We start from the raw sequence: 20,552 nt of genomic DNA on the forward strand, positions 1-20,552 counted from the left end.
CGGGCCCGTGCGCGGAAAGGACGGGGACGTCCGTAACGTCCGGCACCTGCGTCCCGGAAGGACGCCGGTCCGCGGTCTAGAACGCGGCCTCGTCCAGCTCCATCAGGTCCAGCTCGACGCCCGAGGCGATCTTGCGGGCGAGGGTGACGCCCGGCAGGACGTTCGCGGCGAAGAACTTCGCGGCGGCGATCTTGCCGGTGTAGAACGCCTTGTCCTTGGCGGAGGCCGTGGCGAGCTTCTCGGCGGCGACGGCGGCACCCTTGAGCAGCAGGTAGCCGACGATGACGTCGCCGGAGGCGAGCAGCAGGCGGGTGCTGTTCAGGCCGACCTTGTAGATGTTCTTGGCGTCGCTCTGGGTGGCGGCGAGGTCGGTCAGCATCAGGCCGACGATCGCCTCCAGCTCCACGGCGGCCTTGGCCAGGTGTTCGCGGGCGCCCGCCAGCTCCTCGCCGCCGGTGCCGAGCGCCAGGAACTTCTTGATGTCCTCGGCGAGCGAGTTCAGCGCGGCGCCCTGGTTGCGGACGATCTTGCGGAAGAAGAAGTCCTGGCCCTGGATCGCGGTGGTGCCCTCGTAGAGGGTGTCGATCTTGGAGTCCCGGATGTACTGCTCGATCGGGTACTCCTGGAGGAAGCCGGAGCCGCCGAAGGTCTGCAGGGACTGGGCCAGCTGCTCGTAGGCCTTCTCGGAGCCGTAGCCCTTGACGACGGGCAGCAGCAGGTCGTTGAGGGCGTGCTCGGCGGAGGCGTCCTCGCCGCCCGCCTCCTTGATCTGGATCGCGTCCTGGATCGAGGCGGTGTACATCACCAGGGCGCGCATGCCCTCCGCGTACGCCTTCTGCGTCATGAGCGAGCGGCGCACGTCGGGGTGGTGGGTGATGGTGACCTTGGGCGCGGCCTTGTCCATGAAATTGGCCAGGTCCGGGCCCTGGACGCGCTCCTTGGCGTACTCCAGGGCGTTCAGGTAGCCGGTGGACAGCGTGGAGATCGCCTTCGTGCCGACCATCATGCGGGCGAACTCGATGATGCGGAACATCTGGCGGATGCCGTCGTGCTTGTCGCCGATCAGCCAGCCCTTGGCGGGGTGCTGGTCGCCGAAGGTCATCTCGCACGTGTTGGAGGCCTTCAGGCCCATCTTGTGCTCGACGTTGGTGGCGTAGACGCCGTTGCGCTCGCCCAGCTCGCCGGTCTCGAAGTCGAACAGGTACTTCGGCACGAGGAAGAGGGACAGGCCCTTGGTGCCGGGGCCGGCGCCCTCGGGACGCGCGAGCACGTAGTGGAGGATGTTCTCCGACATGTCGTGCTCACCGGAGGTGATGAAGCGCTTCACGCCCTCGATGTGCCAGGAGCCGTCCTCCTGCTGGACCGCCCTGGTGCGGCCGGCGCCCACGTCGGAACCCGCGTCGGGCTCGGTGAGCACCATCGTGGAGCCCCACTGCTTCTCCACGGCGATCGAGGCGATGTGCTTCTGGACCTCGTTGCCCTCCTCGAAGAGGATGCCGGCGAACGCCGGGCCGGAGGAGTACATCCACACGGCCGGGTTGGCGCCCAGGATCAGCTCGGCGTAGGCCCAGATCAGGGAGCGGGGCGAGGTGGTGCCGCCGATCTCCTCGGGCAGGCCGAGCCGCCAGTACTCGGAGTCCATGAAGGCCTGGTAGCTCTTCTTGAAGGAGGCCGGGACCGGCGCCGTGTTGGTCTCCGGGTCGAAGACCGGCGGGTTGCGGTCGGCGTCGGCGAAGGACTCGGCCAGCTCGTTCTCCGAGAGGCGGGTCATCTCCTCCAGGATGCTCTTGGCGGTCTCGACGTCCATCTCCTCGAACGGGCCGGTGCCGTACACCTTGTCGCGCCCGAGTACTTCGAAGAGGTTGAACTCGATGTCGCGGAGATTCGACTTGTAGTGCCCCATGGCGACGGCTCCGTTGAGGGATCGGCGAGGCACTGTCTCCTCGCATCTGGTTCACGTACCAACAAGTAGCTACGATGATGCTACCCGTCGGTAATAAGACGCAACCCCGGTTCGGCCAAGTGTGAGAAGGGTCTACTCCTGTGGTCCGTTCGGGTCCATCCCTGCGGCGGGCTCGATCTCGGTACGCTTGCGCCCATGTACGGATACGGCCAGCCCATGGACGGCGGCGCCGCGCAGCAGCAGTACACGTCGGGGCAGCAGCAGATGGCGGGCGGGGCCGGCGGGTACGGCCAGCAGCCGCCGCTCTATCCGGAGCCGTCCCCGCCCTCGCTCGCGGACGCGGTGCGCGCGTTCACCACCGGGCAGATGTCCCCCGAGGACTTCCAGCAGATCTTCGCCACGTCGAAGGTGTACTGCCCGCGCGGGGACACCCCCGGCTTCCTCGCGCTGCACAACACCCAGCAGCCGGTGATCCCGATGTTCACCTCGCTCAAGGAGCTGCGGAGGTACGCGGGCAAGGAGTCCAAGTACTTCGTCATCACCGGCGCCGAGGTGATCGACCTGCTGCCGACCGGCTACGGCTTCGTCCTCGACATGGAGGGCGAGCACCGGATGGTGTTCGACGCGAAGGCGGTCGAGCAGATGGTCGATTTCGCGATGCGCCGGATGTACGGCTGACCGCTACGGCCGATCGGCTGATCGTCGCCGCCGCGCGGGCCCGGAGGGAATTACCTCCGGGCCCGTCCTGTTGTGGGTGGCAAGAAGTTCAACGCTCAACTAAAGTGAGCGTACGAAGGAGGTAGCCACCATGCCTGCAGTGACCGTCGAGAACCCGTTGACGCTGCCCCGTGTGACCGCTCCCGCCGACGCCGTGGCCCGCAAGGTGCTCACCGTCACGACCGCTCCGAGCGGGTACGAGGGCGAGGGCTTCCCCGTGCGCCGGGCGTTCGCGGGTATCAATTACCGCCACCTCGACCCGTTCATCATGATGGACCAGATGGGAGAGGTGGAGTACGCGCCGGGCGAGCCCAAGGGCACCCCCTGGCACCCGCACCGCGGCTTCGAGACCGTCACCTACATCATCGACGGCATCTTCGACCACCAGGACAGCCAGGGCGGTGGCGGCACCATCACCAACGGCGACACCCAGTGGATGACGGCGGGCGCGGGTCTGCTGCACATCGAGGCGCCGCCGGAGCACCTGGTCGTCTCGGGCGGGCTCTTCCACGGGCTCCAGCTGTGGGTGAACCTCCCCGCCAAGGACAAGATGATGGCCCCGCGCTACCAGGACATCCGGGCCGGCAGCGTCCAGTTGCTGACCTCGCCCGACGGCGGCGCGCTGCTCCGGGTCATCGCCGGTGAGCTGGACGGCCACGAGGGTCCCGGCATCACCCACACGCCGATCACCATGGTCCACGCGACGCTCGCGCCGGGTGCGGAGATCACGCTGCCCTGGCGGGAGGACTTCAACGGCCTGGCGTACGTGCTGGCGGGCCGCGGCTCCGTCGGTGCGGAGCGCCGCCCGGTGCACATGGGCCAGACGGCGGTCTTCGGCGCCGGCTCCTCGCTGACCGTGCGCGCGGACGAGCGGCAGGACGGCAACACCCCGGACCTCGAGGTCGTCCTCCTCGGCGGCCGGCCGATCCGCGAGCCGATGGCCCACTACGGCCCGTTCGTGATGAACACCAAGGACGAACTGATGCAGGCCTTCGAGGACTTCCAGAAGGGCCGTCTGGGCACGGTCCCGGCCGTCCACGGCATGTCCGACGAGGGCCCCGGCGCCTGACGCCTCCTCGTCGAGGGCGCCCTTTCGGCCGACGGAGTCCGAAGGGGCGCCCTTTCGGCCGACGGGGCCCGCGGGCGGCTCACCCGCCCGGACCCGCACGGCGGGACAGCGCGCGGCCCGCGTGATCCGCTGGGGGACGTGCATCTGTTGCCCGAGCCCGTTCGGCGGCTCGCCGCATGGTGTGCCGTGCTGCTGCTGGCCGCCGGGGTCGGATGGGTCGGGGTGCGGTTGTGCGGGGAGTTCCGCACGGCCGTCACCGCGGTGCTGCTCGCCCTCCTCGGCACCGCCCTGCTCGGCCCGCTGCACCGGCAGCTCGTACGCGCCGGCGTGCAGCGCTCGGTGTCGGCCGGGCTGACCTGTGTCGCCGTGGTGGCCGTCGTCGGCGGCGCCGTCTACATCGTCGTCGCCGCCCTCGTCGACAGCGGCGACGAGATCATCACCTCCCTCCGCAACGCCGCGCGGAGCGTCTCCCGGCACTTCGGCGCCGCCGGCACCGGCCTGGACGACCTCGCCACCAACTCCCGCGAACTGCTGCGCCGCTTCGGCGGCACGGCCGCGTCCAACGTCATCAGCGGCGTGAGCGTCGTCGGGGAGAGCATCGCCCTCGCCGTCCTTGCCCTGGTGCTGGTCTTCTTCTTCCTGCGCGACTCCCACCTCGTCGCGGGCGCCCTGCGCTCCCTCGCGCCCCGGGGCGCCGCCGACACCCTCGAAGCCGTCGCGCGGCGGGCCTTCCAGGCGGTCGAGGGGTTCATGCGCGGCACCACCCTGATCGCCCTGATCGACGCCGTGTGCATCACCGTCGGCCTGCTGATCCTCCAGGTGCCCGGCGCCCTGGGGCTCGGCGCGCTGGTCTTCGTCGGCGCTTTCATCCCCTACCTCGGGGCGTTCATCTCCGGCGCGGTCGCGGTGCTCGTCGCCCTCGCCGACCGGGGTTTCGTCATCGCCCTGTGGGTGCTCGGGGTGGTGCTCGCCGTGCAGGTGCTGGAGGGGCATGTGCTCCAGCCGGTGATCCAGAGCCGTACCGTGCAGATGCACCCCGCGGTGGTCATGGTCACCATCACGGCCGGTGCCTCCGTGGCGGGCATCCTCGGCATGCTCCTGGCCGTCCCGCTGACCGCGGCCGCCTTCGGGGTCGCACAGGAACTGCGCCGCCGTTACGCGTCCTCGACCCCGTCGGACGCGCCCCCGCCGGACCCGCCGCCCGGCTTCGGGCCGCCCCGCTCCCCCGACCGTTCGTAGAGCTCGAACCAGATGCTCTTGCCCTCCCCCCTCGGATCCACCCCCCAGGTGTCCGCCAGGATCCCGATCAGCAGCAGGCCCCGCCCCGAGGAGGCCAGTTCGCCGGGGCGGCGCTTGTGCGGGAGGTCGTCGCCGGAGTCGAAGACATCGACCCGCAGCCGGCGCCGGCCGCTCTCCTCGATCACCTCGGACAGCAGCAGCGCGTCGGCGTCCGTGTGCACCAGGACGTTGGTCAGCATCTCGGAGACCAGCAGCTCGGCGGAGTCGACCTGGTCCGGGGAGCCCCAGTCGTGCAGCAGGTCCCGTACGTACCGGCGCGCCTCCGCGATCCGCTCGGGCTCGTCCTGCCCCACCGACAGCAGCATCCGCCGCACCCGGGGCCGCTCCGCCGTGTCGTGCCCCGGCACCGCGCGGCGCAGCAGCAGCAGCGCGATGTCGTCCTCGCGCCGGTCGGCCAGCGGCCCCGTCGTGTGGTGCGAGGACGGTCCGTGCACGCCCTGCACCAGCACGTCCGCCAGCGACTCCAGGTCGCCGTCGTGGTCCTCCAGGATCGCGCGCAGCCGCTGCCAGCCGCTGTCCAGGTCGTGCCCGCCGGTCTCGATCAGCCCGTCGGTGCACAGCATCAGCGTCTCCCCGGGCTGGAGCACGAACCGGGTCGTCGGATAGTCCGCGTCCGGGTCGATGCCCAGCGGCAGACCGCCCGCCGTCGGCCGCAGCATCACCGTGCCGTCGGCCATCCGGATCACCGGGTCCGGATGGCCCGCGCGGGCGATCTCCAGCCGCCCGGTCACCGGGTCGACGGCCACGTACAGGCAGGTCGCGAAGCGCGGGTCGGACATCTCCTCGTCGTGCGTGATCCCGTGCAGGAAACGGGAGGCGCGCGAGAGCACGGCGTCCGGGCGGTGCCCCTCGGAGGCGTAGGCGCGCAGCGCGATCCGCAGCTGCCCCATCAGCCCGGCCGCCCGCACGTCATGCCCCTGCACATCCCCGATGACCAGCGCGAACCGGTCGGCGGGCAGCGGGATCACGTCGTACCAGTCGCCGCCCACCTGGAGCCCGCCGCCGGTCGGGATGTAGCGGGCGGCGATCCGCACCCCCGGGACCTGCGGGCCGAGCGAGGGCAGCATGGAGCGCTGGAGGCCCTCGGTCAGCTCCCGCTCCGACTCCGCGGTCGTCGCCCGGGACAGCGCCTGGGCGAGCATCCGGGCCACCGTCGTCAGCACCGCGCGCTCGTCCGGGGTGAACGCCACCGGATAGGCGAACCCCGCCATCCACGCGCCCATCGTGCGCCCGCCCACCGTCAGCGGCAGGAACGCCCACGAGCTGCGCCCGAAGGGCCGGGCCAGCGGCCAGGTCACCGGATAGCGGTCCTTGTACTCCTCCGGCGAGGACAGGTACACCGCCCGCCCGGTGCGCACCACCTCGGCCGCCGGATACTCCATGGCCAGCGGCATGTTGGTGAACGGGCCCATCTCGTCGGGCTGGTGCCCGTGGTGGCCGATCATCGTCAGCCGGTCGCCCTCCACCCCGAACACCACCAGCCCGTCCGGGGAGAACCCCGGCATCGACAGGCCCGCCGCGACCCGCAGCACCTCCGCGGTGGAGCGCGCCTCGGCCAGGGCCCGGCCCGCGTCCAGCAGGAACGCCTCCCGCGAACGCCGCCAGGGCCCGGTGACCGTGGTGGCGCGCCCACCCGCCGGCTCCGGGCCCGGCTCGGCCACCTCCTGGAGGGTGCCGGTCAGCACATAGGCGTGCCGCTCGGCGTCGTACGACGGCTTCGAGCGGCTGCGGACGACGCGCAGGACGGTGCCCCGCTCGTCCATGATCCGCACCCGTACCTCGGCGAGTGTGCTCCCCGCCACCGCGAGCTGCACCACCGCGGTGATCTCGTTCCAGTCGGCCGGATGCAGCCGGGCCCGGGTCTGGGCCTCGGTGAGGGTGGTCGGCGCGGCGCGCAGCCCGAGCAGCCGCGCCGCCTCCGCGTCCACGGTGACCAGCTTGTCCGCCGTGTCCCAGTGCCACAGCCCGGTCGCGAGGGCGGCGAGGACATCCCCCACGGCCGGGAGCGGCTCACCTGTGCGCATTGCCCCAATTTAAGAAGATGCGCTCGGTGCGTGCCACCGTAGGAGCGCGGGAGTCCCGCGGGCGGCAAACGGTGGGGAGCCGATCTTGGGGTGGCCGGTACCCTTGGTTCAGTTGGGGGCGGCTACCCCGGCGATCACCGCGAAGACCAACTCAATCCGCGAAGGACGATGAACGACGATGCATCGGTACAGGTCCCACACCTGCGGCCAGCTCCGCGCCTCTGACGTCGGCACCGACGTCCGGCTCAGTGGCTGGCTGCACAATCGGCGCGACCTGGGCGGCATCCTCTTCATCGATCTGCGCGACCACTACGGCATCACGCAGCTGGTCGCCCGCCCCGGCACCCCCGCCTACGACGCCCTGGACAAGATCTCCAAGGAGTCCACGGTCCGTGTCGACGGCTCCGTCGTCTCGCGTGGCACCGAGAACGTGAACCCGGACCTGCCGACCGGCGAGATCGAGGTCGAGGTGAGCGAGGTCGAGCTGCTCGGCGCGGCCCAGCCCCTCCCGTTCACCATCAACGCCGAGGACGGGGTCAACGAGGAGCGGCGCCTGGAGTACCGCTTCCTCGACCTGCGCCGCGAGCGCATGCACCGCAACATCATGCTGCGTACGGCGGTCATCTCCGCCATCCGCCACAAGATGACCGCCCTCGGCTTCAACGAGATGGCGACGCCGATCCTGTCCGCGACCTCCCCCGAGGGCGCCCGCGACTTCGTCGTCCCCTCCCGGCTGAACCCCGGCAAGTTCTACGCCCTGCCGCAGGCGCCGCAGCAGTTCAAGCAGCTGCTGATGATCTCCGGCTTCGACCGGTACTTCCAGATCGCGCCCTGCTTCCGCGACGAGGACGCCCGCGCCGACCGCTCCCCGGGCGAGTTCTACCAGCTCGACGTCGAGATGAGCTTCGTCGAGCAGGAGGACGTCTTCCAGCCGATCGAGCGGCTGATGACGGAGCTCTTCGAGGAGTTCGGCGGCGGCCGCCACGTGACGTCCCCCTTCCCGCGGATCCCGTTCCGCGAGGCGATGCTGAAGTACGGCTCCGACAAGCCGGACCTGCGCGCCAAGCTGGAGCTGGTGGACATCACCGATGTCTTCGAGGGCTCGGAGTTCAAGGCGTTCGCGGGCAAGCACGTGCGCGCCCTGCCGGTGCCGGCGGTCCAGGACCAGCCGCGCAAGTTCTTCGACCAGCTCGGTGACTTCGCGGTCTCGCTCGGCGCCAAGGGCCTGGCCTGGGTCCGCGTCGGCGAGGACGGCGCCCTCTCCGGCCCGATCGCGAAGTTCCTCACCGAGGAGAACGTCGCCGAGCTGACCAAGCGCCTCTCGCTGGCCCCCGGCCACGCGATCTTCTTCGGCGCGGGCGAGTACGACGAGGTCTCCAAGATCATGGGCGCGGTCCGCGTCGAGGCCGCCAAGCGCGCGGGGCAGTTCGAGGAGAACGTCTTCCGCTTCTGCTGGATCGTCGACTTCCCGATGTACGAGAAGGACGAGGAGACCGGCGCGATCGACTTCTCGCACAACCCCTTCTCGATGCCGCAGGGCGGTCTGGAGGCCCTGGAGACCCAGGACCCGCTGGACATCCTGGGCTGGCAGTACGACATCGTGTGCAACGGCGTCGAGCTGTCCTCCGGCGCGATCCGGAACCACGAGCCGGACATCATGCTGAAGGCCTTCGAGATCGCGGGCTACGACCGCGACACCGTCGAGGAGAAGTTCGCGGGCATGCTCCGCGCGTTCCGCTTCGGCGCCCCGCCGCACGGCGGCATCGCCCCCGGCGTGGACCGCATCGTGATGCTCCTCGCGGACGAGCCCAGCATCCGCGAGACGATCGCCTTCCCGCTCAACGGCAACGCCCAGGACCTGATGATGGGCGCCCCGACCGAGCTGGAGGAGTCGCGCCTGCGCGAGCTGAACCTGAGCATCAGGAAGCCGCAGCCGAAGTAGCCCGGCCGCTTCCGCCGAACGCCCGGAGCCCCTTGGGGCTCCGGGCGTTCCGCGTTCACTCGGCGTCGTGCGCGTCGTCGGGTTCTCCGGCGTCTCCGGTGGCCTCCGCGTCCAGGGGGGCGCCGTCCTCCAGCAGGCGTTCGGCGATGTCGTCCGACCACCGCTGGGCCCAGGCCCGCAGCTCGCCGATCGCGACCTCGTCCAGTCCGTACCGGGTGAACTGGGCGTCGGAGTAGAAGTCCGTGCCGGTCAGCCGGGACTGGAGGGTGGGCAGGTCGAAGACGTCATGGGCGTGCCGGCGGCCCAGTTCCTCCAGGTCGGGCAGCGAGAAGCGGCCCGCCGCGGCCCGCGCGTCGATCAGGTCGACGGCCGCGCCCCGGTCGTACAGCGCGCGGATCTTCGTACCGACGGCGTCCTCCAGGCACAGGGCGGGCCCGTACGCGGTGAGGTCCGGCGGCCCCCACAGGCTCTCCTTGTGCAGGGCGAGCACGCAGGAGCCGCCGGTCGGCGGATCGGTCACGGCCAGCTGCGCGGTGCGCGCGGTCACGGCCCCGACCCGGGCGCCGCGGCCACGCGCCTCCAGCGCGGCCGCGACCGCACCGGCGATCCGTTCCATGTCCTCGCCGCTCTCCGTCGCGAGGTCCACGTCGCCGTGCGGTCGTTCGACCAGCCCGTGCGCTTCGAGGGCGTACCCGCCGGCGAGGACCAGACCATGGGCGCCACCCGCCGTGACGGCGTCCGCGAGCAGCCGCCGGTGGGGTTCGGGAAGGTTCACGGGACCGGTACCTTGCCAGAGGGGACGGGGGCGGTGGGGGATATGGGCAGGGCCCGGGAGCCATGATGGCGCCCCGGGCCCCTGTGTGCCGTACGACCGTGACTCAGGCGGTCGGCTTCTCCTCCAGGCGGGGGAAGAGCACCGCGCCCTTGGTGACGGTGGAGCCGGCCGGGAGCCGACCCCAGTCGGCCGCGTCCTGGACCCGCTGCTCGGCGAGCGCGCCGAGGGAGGTCTCCGCGCCCAGGGAGTCCCACAGCTTCTGCGAGGTCTCCGGCATCACCGGGTTGAGCAGGACGGCGACCGCGCGCAGCGACTCGGCGGCGGTGTACAGGATGGTCGCGAGGCGGGCGCGGCCCTCCTCGGACTCGTCCTTGGCCACCTTCCACGGCTCCTGCTCCGTGATGTAGCCGTTGACCTGCTTGACGAAGTCGAAGACGGCCAGGATGCCGCCCTGGAAGTCCAGCTCCTCGCCGATCCTCCGGTCGGCCTCGGCGACCGCCTTGGCGAGCCCCTCGTGGACCGCCGCCTCCGCCGGACCGTCGGCGGTGGCCTCGGGCAGGGTGCCGCCGAAGTACTTGCCGACCATGGCGGCCACGCGCGAGGCGAGGTTGCCGTAGTCGTTGGCCAGCTCGCTGGTGTAGCGGGCGGAGAAGTCCTCCCAGGAGAAGGAGCCGTCCTGGCCGAAGGCGATGGCGCGCAGGAAGTACCAGCGGTAGGCGTCGACGCCGAAGTGCGTGGTGAGGTCCTGCGGCTTGATGCCGGTCAGGTTGGACTTCGACATCTTCTCGCCGCCGACCATCAGCCAGCCGTTCGCGGCGATCTTGCTGGGCAGGGGCAGGCCCTGGGCCATCAGCATGGCCGGCCAGATCACCGCGTGGAAACGGAGGATGTCCTTGCCGACGAGGTGGACATCGGCCGGGAAGGTGGCCTCGAACTTCTCCTGGTTCTCGTTGTAGCCGACCGCCGTGGCGTAGTTCAGCAGGGCGTCGACCCACACGTAGATCACGTGCTTGTCGTCCCAGGGGATCGGGATGCCCCAGTCGAACGTCGAGCGGGAGATGGAGAGGTCCTGGAGGCCCTGGCGGACGAAGTTCACGACCTCGTTGCGGGCGGACTCGGGCTGGATGAAGCCCGGGTTGGCCTCGTAGTGGGCGAGGAGCTTCTCGCCGTACTCGCTGAGGCGGAAGAAGTAGTTCTCCTCGCTGAGGATCTCCACGGGCCGTTTGTGGATGGGGCACAGCTTCTGGCCCGCGTACTCGCCCTCGCCGTCGAGGAGCTCGCCGGGGAGCTTGTACTCCTCGCAGCCGACGCAGTACGGGCCCTCGTAGCCGCCCTTGTAGATCTCGCCCTTTTCGTACAGGTCCTGCACGAATTCCTGGACGCGGTCCGTGTGCCGCTTCTGGGTGGTGCGGATGAAATCGTCGTTCGCGATCTCCAGGTGCTCCCAGAGCGGCTTCCAGGCCTCGGTGACGAGCTTGTCCGCCCACTGCTGGGGCGTCACCCCGTTCGCCTCGGCCGTGCGCATGATCTTCTGACCGTGCTCGTCCGTGCCGGTGAGGTACCACACCTTCTCACCGCGCTGGCGGTGCCAGCGCGTGAGCACGTCGCCTGCGACGGTCGTGTAGGCGTGGCCCAGGTGAGGAGCGTCGTTGACGTAGTAGATGGGCGTGGAGACGTAGTACGCCTTCCCCGCCTGCTTCTCGGATCCAGTGGCCGCCATAAGGCGAAATCCTACTGGTCCCGCGGAGATCGCCTCACACGTGTTTCGGGGGGTGGACGTGTCGGTCCACCCCCCGGGCACGTGCTCATCGGATCATCCGGTTGTCGCCTTACGGCCGCCAGGTGGCGAGGACGCCCTCGTACAGCTCGGTGTCCGTCAGCTCGCGGGGGGTGGGCCCGGCGTGGAAGAAGGCCGTGTTGGGGGTCTTCAGCTTGCGGAGGTAGTCGAAGGCCTTGTTGTCCGGCTCGCCGAAGGCGACGAAGGAGAAGAAGACCGTGGGGTGGGTGTCCGCGGCGGCGGTCAGGGCCTGGGTCGCGGGGGTCTTGGCGTCCGGGGCGCCGTCGGTCTGGAAGACGACGAGGGCGGGGGTGCCAGGGGCGACGTGCGCGTCGTAGTGGGCGAGTACGGCCTCCACGGCGGCGTGGTAGCTGGTACGGCCCATCCGCCCCAGGCCCGCGTGGGCGTCGTCGATCCTCGTCGTGTGGTCGGGGGTGAGGGTGAGGTCGGTCGTGCCGTCCACCTCCGTGGAGAAGAAGACGGTGTGGACCGTGGCCTCGGGGTCCAGGTGGGCGGCGAGGGCGAGGGTCTGGTCGGCGAGGGCCTGGGCGGAGCCGTCCTTGTAGTACGGCCGCATGCTCGCCGAGCGGTCCAGCACGAGGTAGAGCTTCGCCCGGGTGCCGGTGAGGTCGGTCTTGGCGAGGGGGGCGGTGGCCGCCTCGTAGGCGGTGGTGAGGGCGGGGGCGGTCGCGGCGAGGGTGGCGAGGGGGGTGGCGGGGGTGCGGGCGCCGGGCTCGCCGCCGGCGGGCGCGCCGTCCGTGCGGGGGGCGTCGGGGGCGGGGGCCGCCTGCGGGGCGGATCCGCCGTCGGCGGGGGCGGCCGCTTCCGGCCCGGATTCGGCCGGCCCGGATTCGGCCGTGGCCTTCGGGGCCTCCACGAGCGCCGTCGCCGTTTCCCCGGCCGTCTCGCCGGCGGTGGCCGGTTCGGAGTCCTCCGCCGTCTCCACGGTCGGCTCGGCCTCGGGGACTTCGGGGGCCTCGGCGGGCCCGGTCGTCGTGTCCGGGGTCGGTTCGTCCGTGGAAGCCGACGGGTTCGAGAGGTCCTCGTCGGTGGGGGCGGCCTCCGCCGGCTCCTCGCCCTTCGGCTCCTCGCCCTTCGGCTCGGTGACCGTCCCGGGCGTCTCCTCGGCCTCTGCCTCGGCGGGTGCCTGCGGCTCCGTGGCCGTGGGGTCCGGGGAGACGGGCCCGGCCTCCGCCGTTTCCGTCACCGCCGAGTCCGGGGAGGGAGCCGGGTCCGGTTCCGTCCGCTCCGCTGCCGCGACCTCGGTGCCGGCTTCCTCCGCCGCGGACGCTTCGGCCTCGACCGTCGCCTCCGGCTCGGCCTCGGTCGCCGTCTCGGGCTCGGTCTCGGTGTCCGTCTCGGTGCCGGCTTCGGGCGTGGTGCTCGGCTGGGTTTCGGCCGCGGGTTCGACCTCGGCTGCTGTCTTCGGCTCGGCCTCGGTGTCGGTCGCCGTCTCGGTCTCGACCGTCGCCTCCGGCTCGGCCTCGGTCTGGGCCTCGGGCTCGGTGGCTTCCTGCGTTTCCGGGTCGGCCTCGGCCGTTGCCGTGGGCTTGGTCTCCGCCTCGGTCTGGGCCTGGGGCTCGACGTCCGTTTCGGTGTCGGCTTCCGGCGTGGTGCTCGGCTCGGTTTCGGCTGCGGGTTCGGCCTCGGCTGCTGTCTTCGGCTCGGTGTCGGTCGCCGTCTGGGGCTCGGCCTCGGTCGCCGTCTGGGTCTCGGCGTGGGCTTCCGGCTCGGTCTGGGCCTCGGGCTCGGTCGCTTCCTGCGTTTCCGGGTCGGCCTCGGCCGTTGCCGTGGGCTTGGTCTCCGCCTCGGTCTGGGCCTGGGGCTCGACGTCTGTTTCGGTGTCGGCTTCGGGCGTGGTGCTCGGCTGGGTTTCGGCTGCGGGTTCGGCCTCGGCTGCTGTCTCGGGCTCGGTGTCGGTCGCCGTCTGGGTCTCGGCGTTGGCTTCCGGCTCGGTCTGGGCCTCGGGCTCGGTGGCTTCGTGCGTCTCCGGGTCGGCCTCGACCATCACCTCGGCCTCGGCCTCGGTCGCCGTCTCCGGGTCGGCCTCGGTCTCCGTCTCGGGTTCGGTCTTCTCCTGGGGCGTCGGCTCGGCCTCGGCCTTCGGCTCTTCCCCGGTCGGGACGCCGTGGCCGGGTGCTTCCGGCTCCGTCGAGGGGCGGGAGACCCGCACGTTGTCGAAGGCGGCGGCCACCAGGTCGTGTTCCCCGGTGGTCGCGTCGTCGTGAGCGGCGGAGGCCGAGTCGCGGGGCTCGGGGACCGTGGGAGTCGCCTCCGCGGGGGCCGGCTCGCGGGGCTCGGGGATCGACGGGGTCGCTTCGGGCTCGGGGGCTGCCTCGGGGGTGGTCGGTTCCGCTTGGGTCGTCGCACCCTCCGCCTCGGCGGCCCGGTGCTTGCGTGAGCGGCCGAATGCGTTTCGCAGGAGAGTGAGAATGCCCATGTGTGCAACCCTTCGCGTGAGGTGACACCGTCAATCGCTGGCCAGGACGGACACGTAAGGTTAGCGGCCCTGGATGCGGTGCCCGGTCCGCGTCCGTGCCTACGCGGTGCCGTCCACGCGCAGCAGGAACGCTTCCAGCGCGCGGTTGAACTCCTCGGGACGTTCCAGATTCGGCAGATGCGCCGCGCCCTCGATGACCTCGACGGTGGAGTCCGGCAGGGCCGCGTGCAGGGACTCGGCGTCGGAGACGGGGGTGTAGGTGTCGTCGGCGCCGACCACGATCAGGGCGGGAACCCGGACGCGGGTCAACACCGGGCGGTAGTCGGGACGTTCGGCGCGGCCGCGCAGCGAGGCCGCGGCGCCCTCCGGCGGCGTGGCCGTCATCATGCCGTGGACGTGGGACTTCACCTCCGCGGGGGCGTACGGCGCGACCATCCGTTCCAGCACCTCGTCGGCGTAACCCCGCATGCCCTCGGCGAGCAGCCGTTCCGCCGTCGCGTGCCGCCCCCGCCGGCCCTCGGGGGTCTCCGGGTCGGCGAAGGTGTCGGCCAGGACCAGACCCCGGACCCGGTCGCCGAAACGGTCCTGGCACTCCATCGCGATCTGGCCGCCCATCGACAGTCCGGCCAGCACGAACGCGTCCACGCCCAGGAAGTCGAGCAGCTCGGCCAGGTCCTCGGCATGGCGGGCGAACGGGACCGTCCCCGGCGTCACCGGTGAGGCGCCGTAGCCGCGCAGGTCGGGGGCGATCACCCGGCGGTCGGGGGAGAACTTCGCCAGCTGCGGGTCCCACATCGTGCGGTCGAAGGGGTGGCCGTGGAGGAGGAGCAGGGGCAGCCGATGGGTGGAGTCGGGGGATTTGTCGGTGTATGCGAGAAAGGGGGGCATGCGAGTGACCCTAGGGTGCCTCAACTGCTCGGTGCAATAAGATCTTTGCCCTCGGTGCAATCCACGGCCGTGCGGAGACGGCAGGACATCAGGGGGACTTGTGAACGACTTCCGGCGTATCGCCGACCGGATAGCCGCCGACATCGCGAGCGGGCGGCTGAGGGCCGGCCAGCGGTTGCCGCCGCAGCGCGCGTTCGCGCGGCGGCACGGACTGGCCCCCTCCACCGCGGGCCGGGTGTACGCCGAACTCGTGCGCCGGGGGCTGGTGGTGGGGGAGGTCGGGCGCGGGACGTTCGTACGGGCCGGGGCGCCGGACGGGCAGCCGGGGCATGCCCTGACCGAGGCGGCCGGTGACGAGCCCGTGAACCTTGAGCTGAACTACCCGTATCTGCCGGGTCAGTCGGAGTTGCTGCGCCCCGCCCTCGCGTCGCTGACACGGCCCGACGCGCTCGGCGACGCGCTGCGGCCCGCCGCGGCCGCGGGGACGCCGGCCGCGCGGGAGGCGGTCGCCGAACTGCTCGCCCGGACAGGCGTGCGAACGGGCCCCGAGCGGATCCTGTTCACCGGCAACGCCCGGCAGGCCATCGCCGCCGCCCTGGCCTCCCTGGTGCGGCCCGGCGGGCGGGTCGGGGTCGAGCCGCTGACGTATCCGCTGGTCAAGGAGATCGCCGTCCGGCTCGGCATCACCCTGGTGCCGCTCGCCACGGACGAGGAGGGCCCCCGGCCGGAGTCCGTCGCCGCCGCCCACCGCACCGCCCCGCTCTCGGCCCTCTACCTCCAGCCGACGCTGCACAACCCGACCGCGCTGACCACGACGGCGGCCCGCCGGACCGGGCTGGCCGACGTCATCCACAGGCTGGGGATACCGGTGGTGGAGGACCGGATCTGGTCCTTCCTGCACCCGTCGGCCCCCTCCCACCCCGCGACCGCGGTACCCCGCACCCCGCCCACCCCCTCGCCCCCGCCCCTCGCCGCCCTCGCCCCCGCCCTCGTCCACCTCGTCGACGGCCTCTCCAAACGGGTCGCCCCCGGTCTCACCGTCGGTTTCGTCGTCGCACCCGAAGGGCGGGTCGAGGCGGTGGCGCGGGCCATCAGGTCAGGGGGGTGGGGGGCGGGCGGCTTCGCGCTGGAGGCGGCCGTGCGGTGGCTCGCCGACGGGACCGTGGAGCGGCTCGTGGCGGCGAAGCGGCGGGACGCGGCGCGGCGGCAGCGGCTCGTGGCGGAGGAACTGGCCGGGTTCGTCGTGAGGTCCGATCCGGCCTCGTATTTCGCCTGGTGGGAGCTGCCGGCGCCGTGGCGGGCCGACACCTTCACGGCGGCGGCGCGGGAACGGGGGATCGCGGTGACGCCGGGGACGGCGTTCGCCGTGGGGCCCGGCGGGGCACCGGGCGCGGTCAGGCTTGGACTCGGGTCGGCTCCTGAGCCGGAGCTGGCGCGGGCTCTTTCGGTCCTCGCAGCCGTCGCACGAGGCGGGCCGGGCGCAGGTTCCGGGTCAGCCAGGTGGTGAGGGCCACCGTGAGGCCGAGGCCGAGCAGCAGCCAGGAGACCGTGCGCAGGGTGCCGGTCAGGGCGTCGTAGACCGCCCCGGCGGCCGGGCGGGGCACGTCGGCGGGCAGTCCGGTGAGGGTCAGGGCGCGGCCGACGGCGACCGCGAGACCGAGCAGCGCGCCGCCGAGGGCGGTGCCCAGCGCGGTCGCGGCGATGGCCCGGCGGCGGCGCACGGCCAGGGCGGTCCCCGCGGCGGCGAAGGCCACGGCCGCGAGCGGCAGCCAGAATCCGGCGACTTCGAGCACGTGGAACCCCTTTCGTAGCGAGGTCAGTTCGTCGGCCGGGAGCACGGCCACGGCGGTGTGCTGCACCGGGATACGGGCGGCGAGCGGTATGTGCTCGTCGCTGAGCTGGCGTTTGACCTGGGCGGTGACGGGGGCGAAGTCCACGGTGACCGGCCCGGCGGCCGCGTCGTCGCGGTCGTCGCGCAGGGCCCGCAGCACCGCGTCGTGGGTGACCCGGTTGCCGGCGTCCCAGGCCAGCCGGAAGGCCCGGGTCTGGGTGAAGGAGCGCACGGCGTCGTGCAGGAAGGGGCGTACGGAGCCCCGCAGCGGGCCGACGTCCAGCCGCTGGTCGGCCTCGCGGAGCAGGCTGTCGCCGACGGCGTCCGCGACGGCGTCCCGCACGTCCGGGTCGGTGGCGAGCGGGGCCATCGTGGTGACGTACCGGCCCGTGTCCGTGAGCCCGTACGCCGCCCAGACCGCCAGCGCGCCGAACGGCACGAGCAGGCAGGACAGGGTGAGCAGTACGGCCGACAGGGCGCTCCTCAGGCGTGGCGGCACCCTCTCAGGCAACGGCCCACGGGGCCCGAACGCGACCCGGGAGCGTCCGCTCGGGCGATCGCGGCGGATCGCGCCGGCCTAGCGGATCCGCCGTCCGAAGGCGTCCTCGCGGGTGTAGTACCGGTAGAAGAAGACGACGAAGGTGGCCCCGGCGACCAGCAGGGACATCAGGACGGAGCGCCAGACCGACTGGTCGCTCTGGCTGTAGAGGAAGCCGAAGGCGATGCCGACGAACGCCGTCCACAGCAGCGCGTGCACCTCCCGGATCATCCGCGGGGCCAGCCTCAGCAGGGCGATGGCGACCACGGCGAAGACGAGGGCGCTGGCGAAGCCGAGCAGCAGGTTCCAGCCGGTGATGGGGCCGCCGCCGCGGTTGTTGGCCGCGACCCAGTAGCCGTAGACCAGCGCCAGGACGACGGGGACCGCGATCTGGGCGACGCGGTGGGTCCGGGCGCCGAAGACGTCGGGTGTCCGGCGCCGGTCGGGGGAGGTGCCGGCCCGTACCTCGGGCGCCGGGGCGCGCCGGGGGATTCCGCCGGGTGCGGGTGCCGCATGAGCCATGAGAGCACTCCTCTCTCCTCGTCCCCGTTCGCTATCCAATGCACACCTGGGCGCACGCACCGGCAAGTCGGCCGACGGCCGGCCCTGGGATTCCGGGGATTTCCGGCGGTCGGGGGGCCCGCGTGGCCGGATGCGGGGCGCTTCCCCCGTGTTTCTCCGCGGAACATGGAGACTCGGTCGGCGTGACCGGGACGAGGTACGAGCGGTGGCGTCCGCTGCGGATCCACGGGCGCGGCTACATGTGGCTGCTGCCCGCGGTGCTGCTCGTCGGCATCGCGGCGCTGGACCTCAACACCGCCGCGGAGTTCCGGGTCGCCTCCTGGATCGTCCTGGTGCCGGGCCTCGCCGCCGCGGTCTGCGGGGTGTGGACCACCGCCGCCTTCGGGGTGGTGTCCCTGGTGACGTTCGTCCTCGTGGACAGCGCCTTCCACGACCGGTACCGGGCGGGCCTCGCCGATTTCATCCTGGTCGCGCTCGGCGGCGTGCTGGCCACGCTGGTGGCGGTGCTGCGGGTGCGGCAGGAGCGGCGCATGCTGCACATGCAGGACATCACCAAGACCACCGTACGGGCCGTGCTGCGGCCGTTGCCCGACCGATGGGCCGGCCTGGAGCAGGCGGGCGTGTACCTCGCCGCGGACGTGGAGGCGCAGGTCGGGGGCGACTTCTACGACATCCAGCCGAGCCCGTACGGCACCCGGGTGCTCGTCGGCGATGTGCAGGGCAAGGGGCTCGGCGCGGTGGAGACGGCGGCCGCGCTGCTCGGCAGTTTCCGGGAGGCCGGGTACCACGAGAAGGATCTCGGGACGATCGCCGAGCGCCTGGAGATCCGGATGCTGCGGCACCGGGCGCACACCGCCGCGACCGACCGCAGCGGCGAGGACCGGTTCGCCACGGCCGTGCTGGTCGCCTTCTCCAAGGACGCGCCCGGGATGGTCGACGTCGTCGACTTCGGGCACGTGCCGCCGCTCGCGGTCGGCCCGCACGGGGTGCGCGAGCTGTCCTGCGGGGAGGGGCTGCCGCTCGGGCTGTGCGACCTGGCCGGCGGGCTGCCGCCGCAGCACCGGGTGACGCTCGTGCAGGAGGAGACACTGCTGATCGTCACCGACGGGGTGACCGAGGCCCGTGACCGCGGGGGCGAGTTCTACGACCTGGTCGGTGACGTCGCCGAAGCGGTCGCCGCCGACCCGAGCCGCGTGGAGCCCCGACGCCTGGTCCGCCTGGTCCGCGACGGCGTGCTGCGGCACAGCGGGGGCCGACTGGCCGACGACACCACGGTCTTCGCCGTCCGCCGCCTCCCGGAGACCGAGGAGTGCCCGGGGACGGGGCCGTTGCCGGGAGCGCTCGGCAGGGGGCTCTCCGACAGGGAGGGGTACGCCTGAGGGGCAGCCCCGACGGGACCCGGGGGCAGGCGGAGGCGCCCGAACGGGGATGTTCGTCGGCCTGAGGCGCGTCGCGGGGGTCCCAGCGGTTACGGTGCTGACGGGAGAGAGCGGATCCACAGGACCGCAGGGCCTACAGGGGGAGGGACCATGCCCGGAACCGTGCTGCTGCTCGCGGCCGCGCCGCTGGGCCGGGGACGCCTGGTGGACGCGGCCGCCGTGCTGCCGGTGCTGGCCGCCGTCGCCCCCACCGTGCTGTCCGGCGCCGACACCGCCAACGTCGTGGAACTCGCGGACCCGGTGGACCCCCAGGGCGTCCTCACCCGGCTGCGCGCCGCCGCGGCCGCGCCGGGGCCGCTCACCGTCTACCTCACCGGCCAGCTGCACCTGGACCGCCGCCAGCGGCTGCCGCACCTGGCGCTGGCCCGCACGGCCCCGGCGACCGTCCGCTACACCGCGCTGCCCTGGCACTGGATCCGCGAGGAACTGCGGCTGCGGCCGCCCGGACGGACGGCGCTCGTGGTCGACCTGCACGCGGACGCGGAGGTGTGGCGGCACCTGCACGAGCACCCGCTGGACTCCGGCCGTACCACCGCCGTCTACGGCCGGATCGCGCCGCCGGCCGGCCGCCGCGGGCCGGCCGAGCCGACGTACATGAGGACGGTCGCCACCCTGCTGCGCAGCGGCCACCGTCCGCCGCTGGACGAGCTGCACCAGCAGGCCCTGGCCCGGATCCCGGAGGAGGCCCCGACCAACATCCTCCTGGCCCCGGCCCCGCAGCCGTATCCGGTGATCCCGCACCCCACGCCCGGCGGCTCCCCCGGGACCGCCCCGGCGGCGGTCCCGCGGGAGACGTACGGCGGCCCCGTCGGCGTCGCCGCCGGCGCCGCCACGGGCGTCGGCGCGGCCGGGGTACCGAGCGCCTCCGCGGGCGTCCCGCCGCGGCTCCACACCTCCGACACCTCCGACACCCCTCGCACCTCCGACACCCCCAGCACCTCCGACACCTCCGACACCTCGGATCCCCACGCCGCCATCAGCGCCGCCGTCCAGGCCGGGCGGCACGACGAGGCGGACGCGATCGCCGCGCGGCACCAGGAGGCGGCCGTCGCCGCGCACGGACCGGCGTCCGAGGACGCGCTCCACTGGGCCGAAGTGCGCGCCGACCTCGCGATGTTCGCCGGGGACGCGGCGCGCAGCTGCCAGGTCTGGATGGAGGTGGCCGGAGCCCGGCTGACCGCGGGGCAGGCCGTGGACGCGCCCGCCGTGGAGGCCGCCGTGGACCGGGCGCACCACCAGTGGGGCCGGATCGGCGAGACGGCGCGGGCCCGTGAACTCGGTCCGGTGCTCGCGGAGCTGCGCGCCAGGGTGCCGGGCCGCCGGCGCGGCGCGCTGGAGGACGTGCGGCGGCAGCTCAGGGAGCTCCAGCGGACCTGAACCGCCCCCGC

Annotated in this window: 15 protein-coding genes; 7 read left to right on the forward strand and 8 right to left on the reverse strand. The window is 72.6% G+C overall.

Annotated elements, in window-relative coordinates; genetic code table 11:
- Nucleotides 1-76: 76 nt before the first annotated feature.
- On the reverse strand, nt 77-1,903 hold the full coding sequence (locus QSK45_RS14315) for an acyl-CoA dehydrogenase (RefSeq protein WP_285557094.1): 1,827 nt from the start codon (nt 1,901-1,903) through the stop codon (nt 77-79).
- A gap of 195 nt (nt 1,904-2,098) precedes the next feature.
- On the opposite strand from QSK45_RS14315, the gene QSK45_RS14320 reads away from it, so the two are divergent.
- The 3 genes from QSK45_RS14320 (at nt 2,099) to QSK45_RS14330 (ending at nt 4,928) form a co-directional block, all read left to right on the forward strand.
- Entirely contained in the window at nt 2,099-2,581 is a 483-nt protein-coding gene (locus QSK45_RS14320) for an SseB family protein (RefSeq protein WP_111583275.1), read from the forward strand.
- Between the two features lie 130 nt (nt 2,582-2,711).
- Nucleotides 2,712-3,689: a pirin family protein gene (locus tag QSK45_RS14325; RefSeq protein ID WP_285556721.1), complete on the forward strand. Its 978-nt coding sequence runs from the start codon at nt 2,712-2,714 to the stop codon at nt 3,687-3,689.
- A gap of 138 nt (nt 3,690-3,827) precedes the next feature.
- Complete coding sequence (locus tag QSK45_RS14330; RefSeq protein ID WP_285556723.1) at nt 3,828-4,928, forward strand: AI-2E family transporter; 1,101 nt, start codon at nt 3,828-3,830, stop codon at nt 4,926-4,928.
- On the opposite strand, the gene QSK45_RS14335 is transcribed toward QSK45_RS14330, so the two are convergent.
- Nucleotides 4,844-7,012, reverse strand: coding sequence for a SpoIIE family protein phosphatase (locus QSK45_RS14335; RefSeq protein WP_285556725.1), 2,169 nt, complete (start codon nt 7,010-7,012; stop codon nt 4,844-4,846). The genes QSK45_RS14330 and QSK45_RS14335 overlap by 85 nt on opposite strands.
- Nucleotides 7,013-7,190: 178 nt before the next feature.
- On the opposite strand from QSK45_RS14335, the gene aspS reads away from it, so the two are divergent.
- Nucleotides 7,191-8,954, forward strand: a complete 1,764-nt coding sequence (aspS, locus tag QSK45_RS14340; RefSeq protein ID WP_285556727.1) for an aspartate--tRNA ligase — start codon at nt 7,191-7,193, stop codon at nt 8,952-8,954.
- Nucleotides 8,955-9,009: 55 nt separating this feature from the next.
- Here the strand turns inward: aspS and QSK45_RS14345 are convergent, their stop codons facing one another.
- The 4 genes from QSK45_RS14345 to QSK45_RS14360 all read right to left on the reverse strand — a co-directional run bounded on the left by QSK45_RS14345 (nt 9,010) and on the right by QSK45_RS14360 (nt 14,834).
- A complete protein-coding gene (locus QSK45_RS14345) occupies nt 9,010-9,729 on the reverse strand; it encodes a nucleotidyl transferase AbiEii/AbiGii toxin family protein (RefSeq protein ID WP_285556729.1) in 720 nt (239 codons plus the stop codon).
- A gap of 103 nt (nt 9,730-9,832) precedes the next feature.
- Nucleotides 9,833-11,449, reverse strand: coding sequence for a methionine--tRNA ligase (metG, locus tag QSK45_RS14350; protein WP_285556730.1), 1,617 nt, complete (start codon nt 11,447-11,449; stop codon nt 9,833-9,835).
- Between the two features lie 109 nt (nt 11,450-11,558).
- A complete protein-coding gene (locus tag QSK45_RS14355) occupies nt 11,559-13,946 on the reverse strand; it encodes a VWA domain-containing protein (protein WP_490993568.1) in 2,388 nt (795 codons plus the stop codon).
- A gap of 99 nt (nt 13,947-14,045) precedes the next feature.
- Nucleotides 14,046-14,834: an alpha/beta fold hydrolase gene (locus tag QSK45_RS14360; RefSeq protein WP_285556733.1), complete on the reverse strand. Its 789-nt coding sequence runs from the start codon at nt 14,832-14,834 to the stop codon at nt 14,046-14,048.
- 100 nt (nt 14,835-14,934) lie between these two features.
- On the opposite strand from QSK45_RS14360, the gene QSK45_RS14365 reads away from it, so the two are divergent.
- On the forward strand, nt 14,935-16,341 hold the full coding sequence (locus QSK45_RS14365) for an aminotransferase-like domain-containing protein (protein WP_285556736.1): 1,407 nt from the start codon (nt 14,935-14,937) through the stop codon (nt 16,339-16,341).
- On the opposite strand, the gene QSK45_RS14370 is transcribed toward QSK45_RS14365, so the two are convergent.
- Together QSK45_RS14370 and QSK45_RS14375 are read right to left on the reverse strand one after the other, a co-directional pair.
- On the reverse strand, nt 16,229-17,164 hold the full coding sequence (locus QSK45_RS14370; RefSeq protein WP_285556738.1) for a hypothetical protein: 936 nt from the start codon (nt 17,162-17,164) through the stop codon (nt 16,229-16,231). The two genes, QSK45_RS14365 and QSK45_RS14370, sit on opposite strands and share 113 nt — an antisense overlap.
- A 78-nt stretch (nt 17,165-17,242) precedes the next feature.
- Nucleotides 17,243-17,725 (reverse strand): hypothetical protein, encoded by a 483-nt coding sequence (locus QSK45_RS14375; protein ID WP_285556740.1) that lies wholly within the window; start codon nt 17,723-17,725, stop codon nt 17,243-17,245.
- Between the two features lie 239 nt (nt 17,726-17,964).
- Between QSK45_RS14375 and QSK45_RS14380 the strand changes: the two genes are divergently transcribed.
- The gene (locus tag QSK45_RS14380; protein ID WP_285557096.1) at nt 17,965-19,104 is read left to right on the forward strand and encodes a PP2C family protein-serine/threonine phosphatase; all 1,140 of its coding nucleotides are present in this window, start codon (nt 17,965-17,967) and stop codon (nt 19,102-19,104) included.
- A 150-nt stretch (nt 19,105-19,254) separates the two neighbouring features.
- Nucleotides 19,255-20,541: a hypothetical protein gene (locus QSK45_RS14385; protein ID WP_285556741.1), complete on the forward strand. Its 1,287-nt coding sequence runs from the start codon at nt 19,255-19,257 to the stop codon at nt 20,539-20,541.
- Nucleotides 20,542-20,552 lie beyond the last annotated feature (11 nt).

The organism is Streptomyces hygroscopicus subsp. hygroscopicus (assembly GCF_030269125.1).
Classification (GTDB): Bacteria; Actinomycetota; Actinomycetes; order Streptomycetales; family Streptomycetaceae; genus Streptomyces; species Streptomyces hygroscopicus_C.

Coding starts and splice junctions, on each gene's coding strand:
- QSK45_RS14315 (WP_285557094.1), bottom strand. CDS start 1,903: ATGGGGCACTACAAGTCGAATCTCCGCGACATCGAGTTCAACCTCTTC.
- QSK45_RS14320 (WP_111583275.1), top strand. CDS start 2,099: ATGTACGGATACGGCCAGCCCATGGACGGCGGCGCCGCGCAGCAGCAG.
- QSK45_RS14325 (WP_285556721.1), top strand. CDS start 2,712: ATGCCTGCAGTGACCGTCGAGAACCCGTTGACGCTGCCCCGTGTGACC.
- QSK45_RS14335 (WP_285556725.1), bottom strand. CDS start 7,012: ATGCGCACAGGTGAGCCGCTCCCGGCCGTGGGGGATGTCCTCGCCGCC.
- aspS (WP_285556727.1), top strand. CDS start 7,191: ATGCATCGGTACAGGTCCCACACCTGCGGCCAGCTCCGCGCCTCTGAC.
- metG (WP_285556730.1), bottom strand. CDS start 11,449: ATGGCGGCCACTGGATCCGAGAAGCAGGCGGGGAAGGCGTACTACGTC.
- QSK45_RS14355 (WP_490993568.1), bottom strand. CDS start 13,946: ATGGGCATTCTCACTCTCCTGCGAAACGCATTCGGCCGCTCACGCAAG.
- QSK45_RS14360 (WP_285556733.1), bottom strand. CDS start 14,834: ATGCCCCCCTTTCTCGCATACACCGACAAATCCCCCGACTCCACCCAT.
- QSK45_RS14375 (WP_285556740.1), bottom strand. CDS start 17,725: ATGGCTCATGCGGCACCCGCACCCGGCGGAATCCCCCGGCGCGCCCCG.
- QSK45_RS14380 (WP_285557096.1), top strand. CDS start 17,965: ATGTGGCTGCTGCCCGCGGTGCTGCTCGTCGGCATCGCGGCGCTGGAC.
- QSK45_RS14385 (WP_285556741.1), top strand. CDS start 19,255: ATGCCCGGAACCGTGCTGCTGCTCGCGGCCGCGCCGCTGGGCCGGGGA.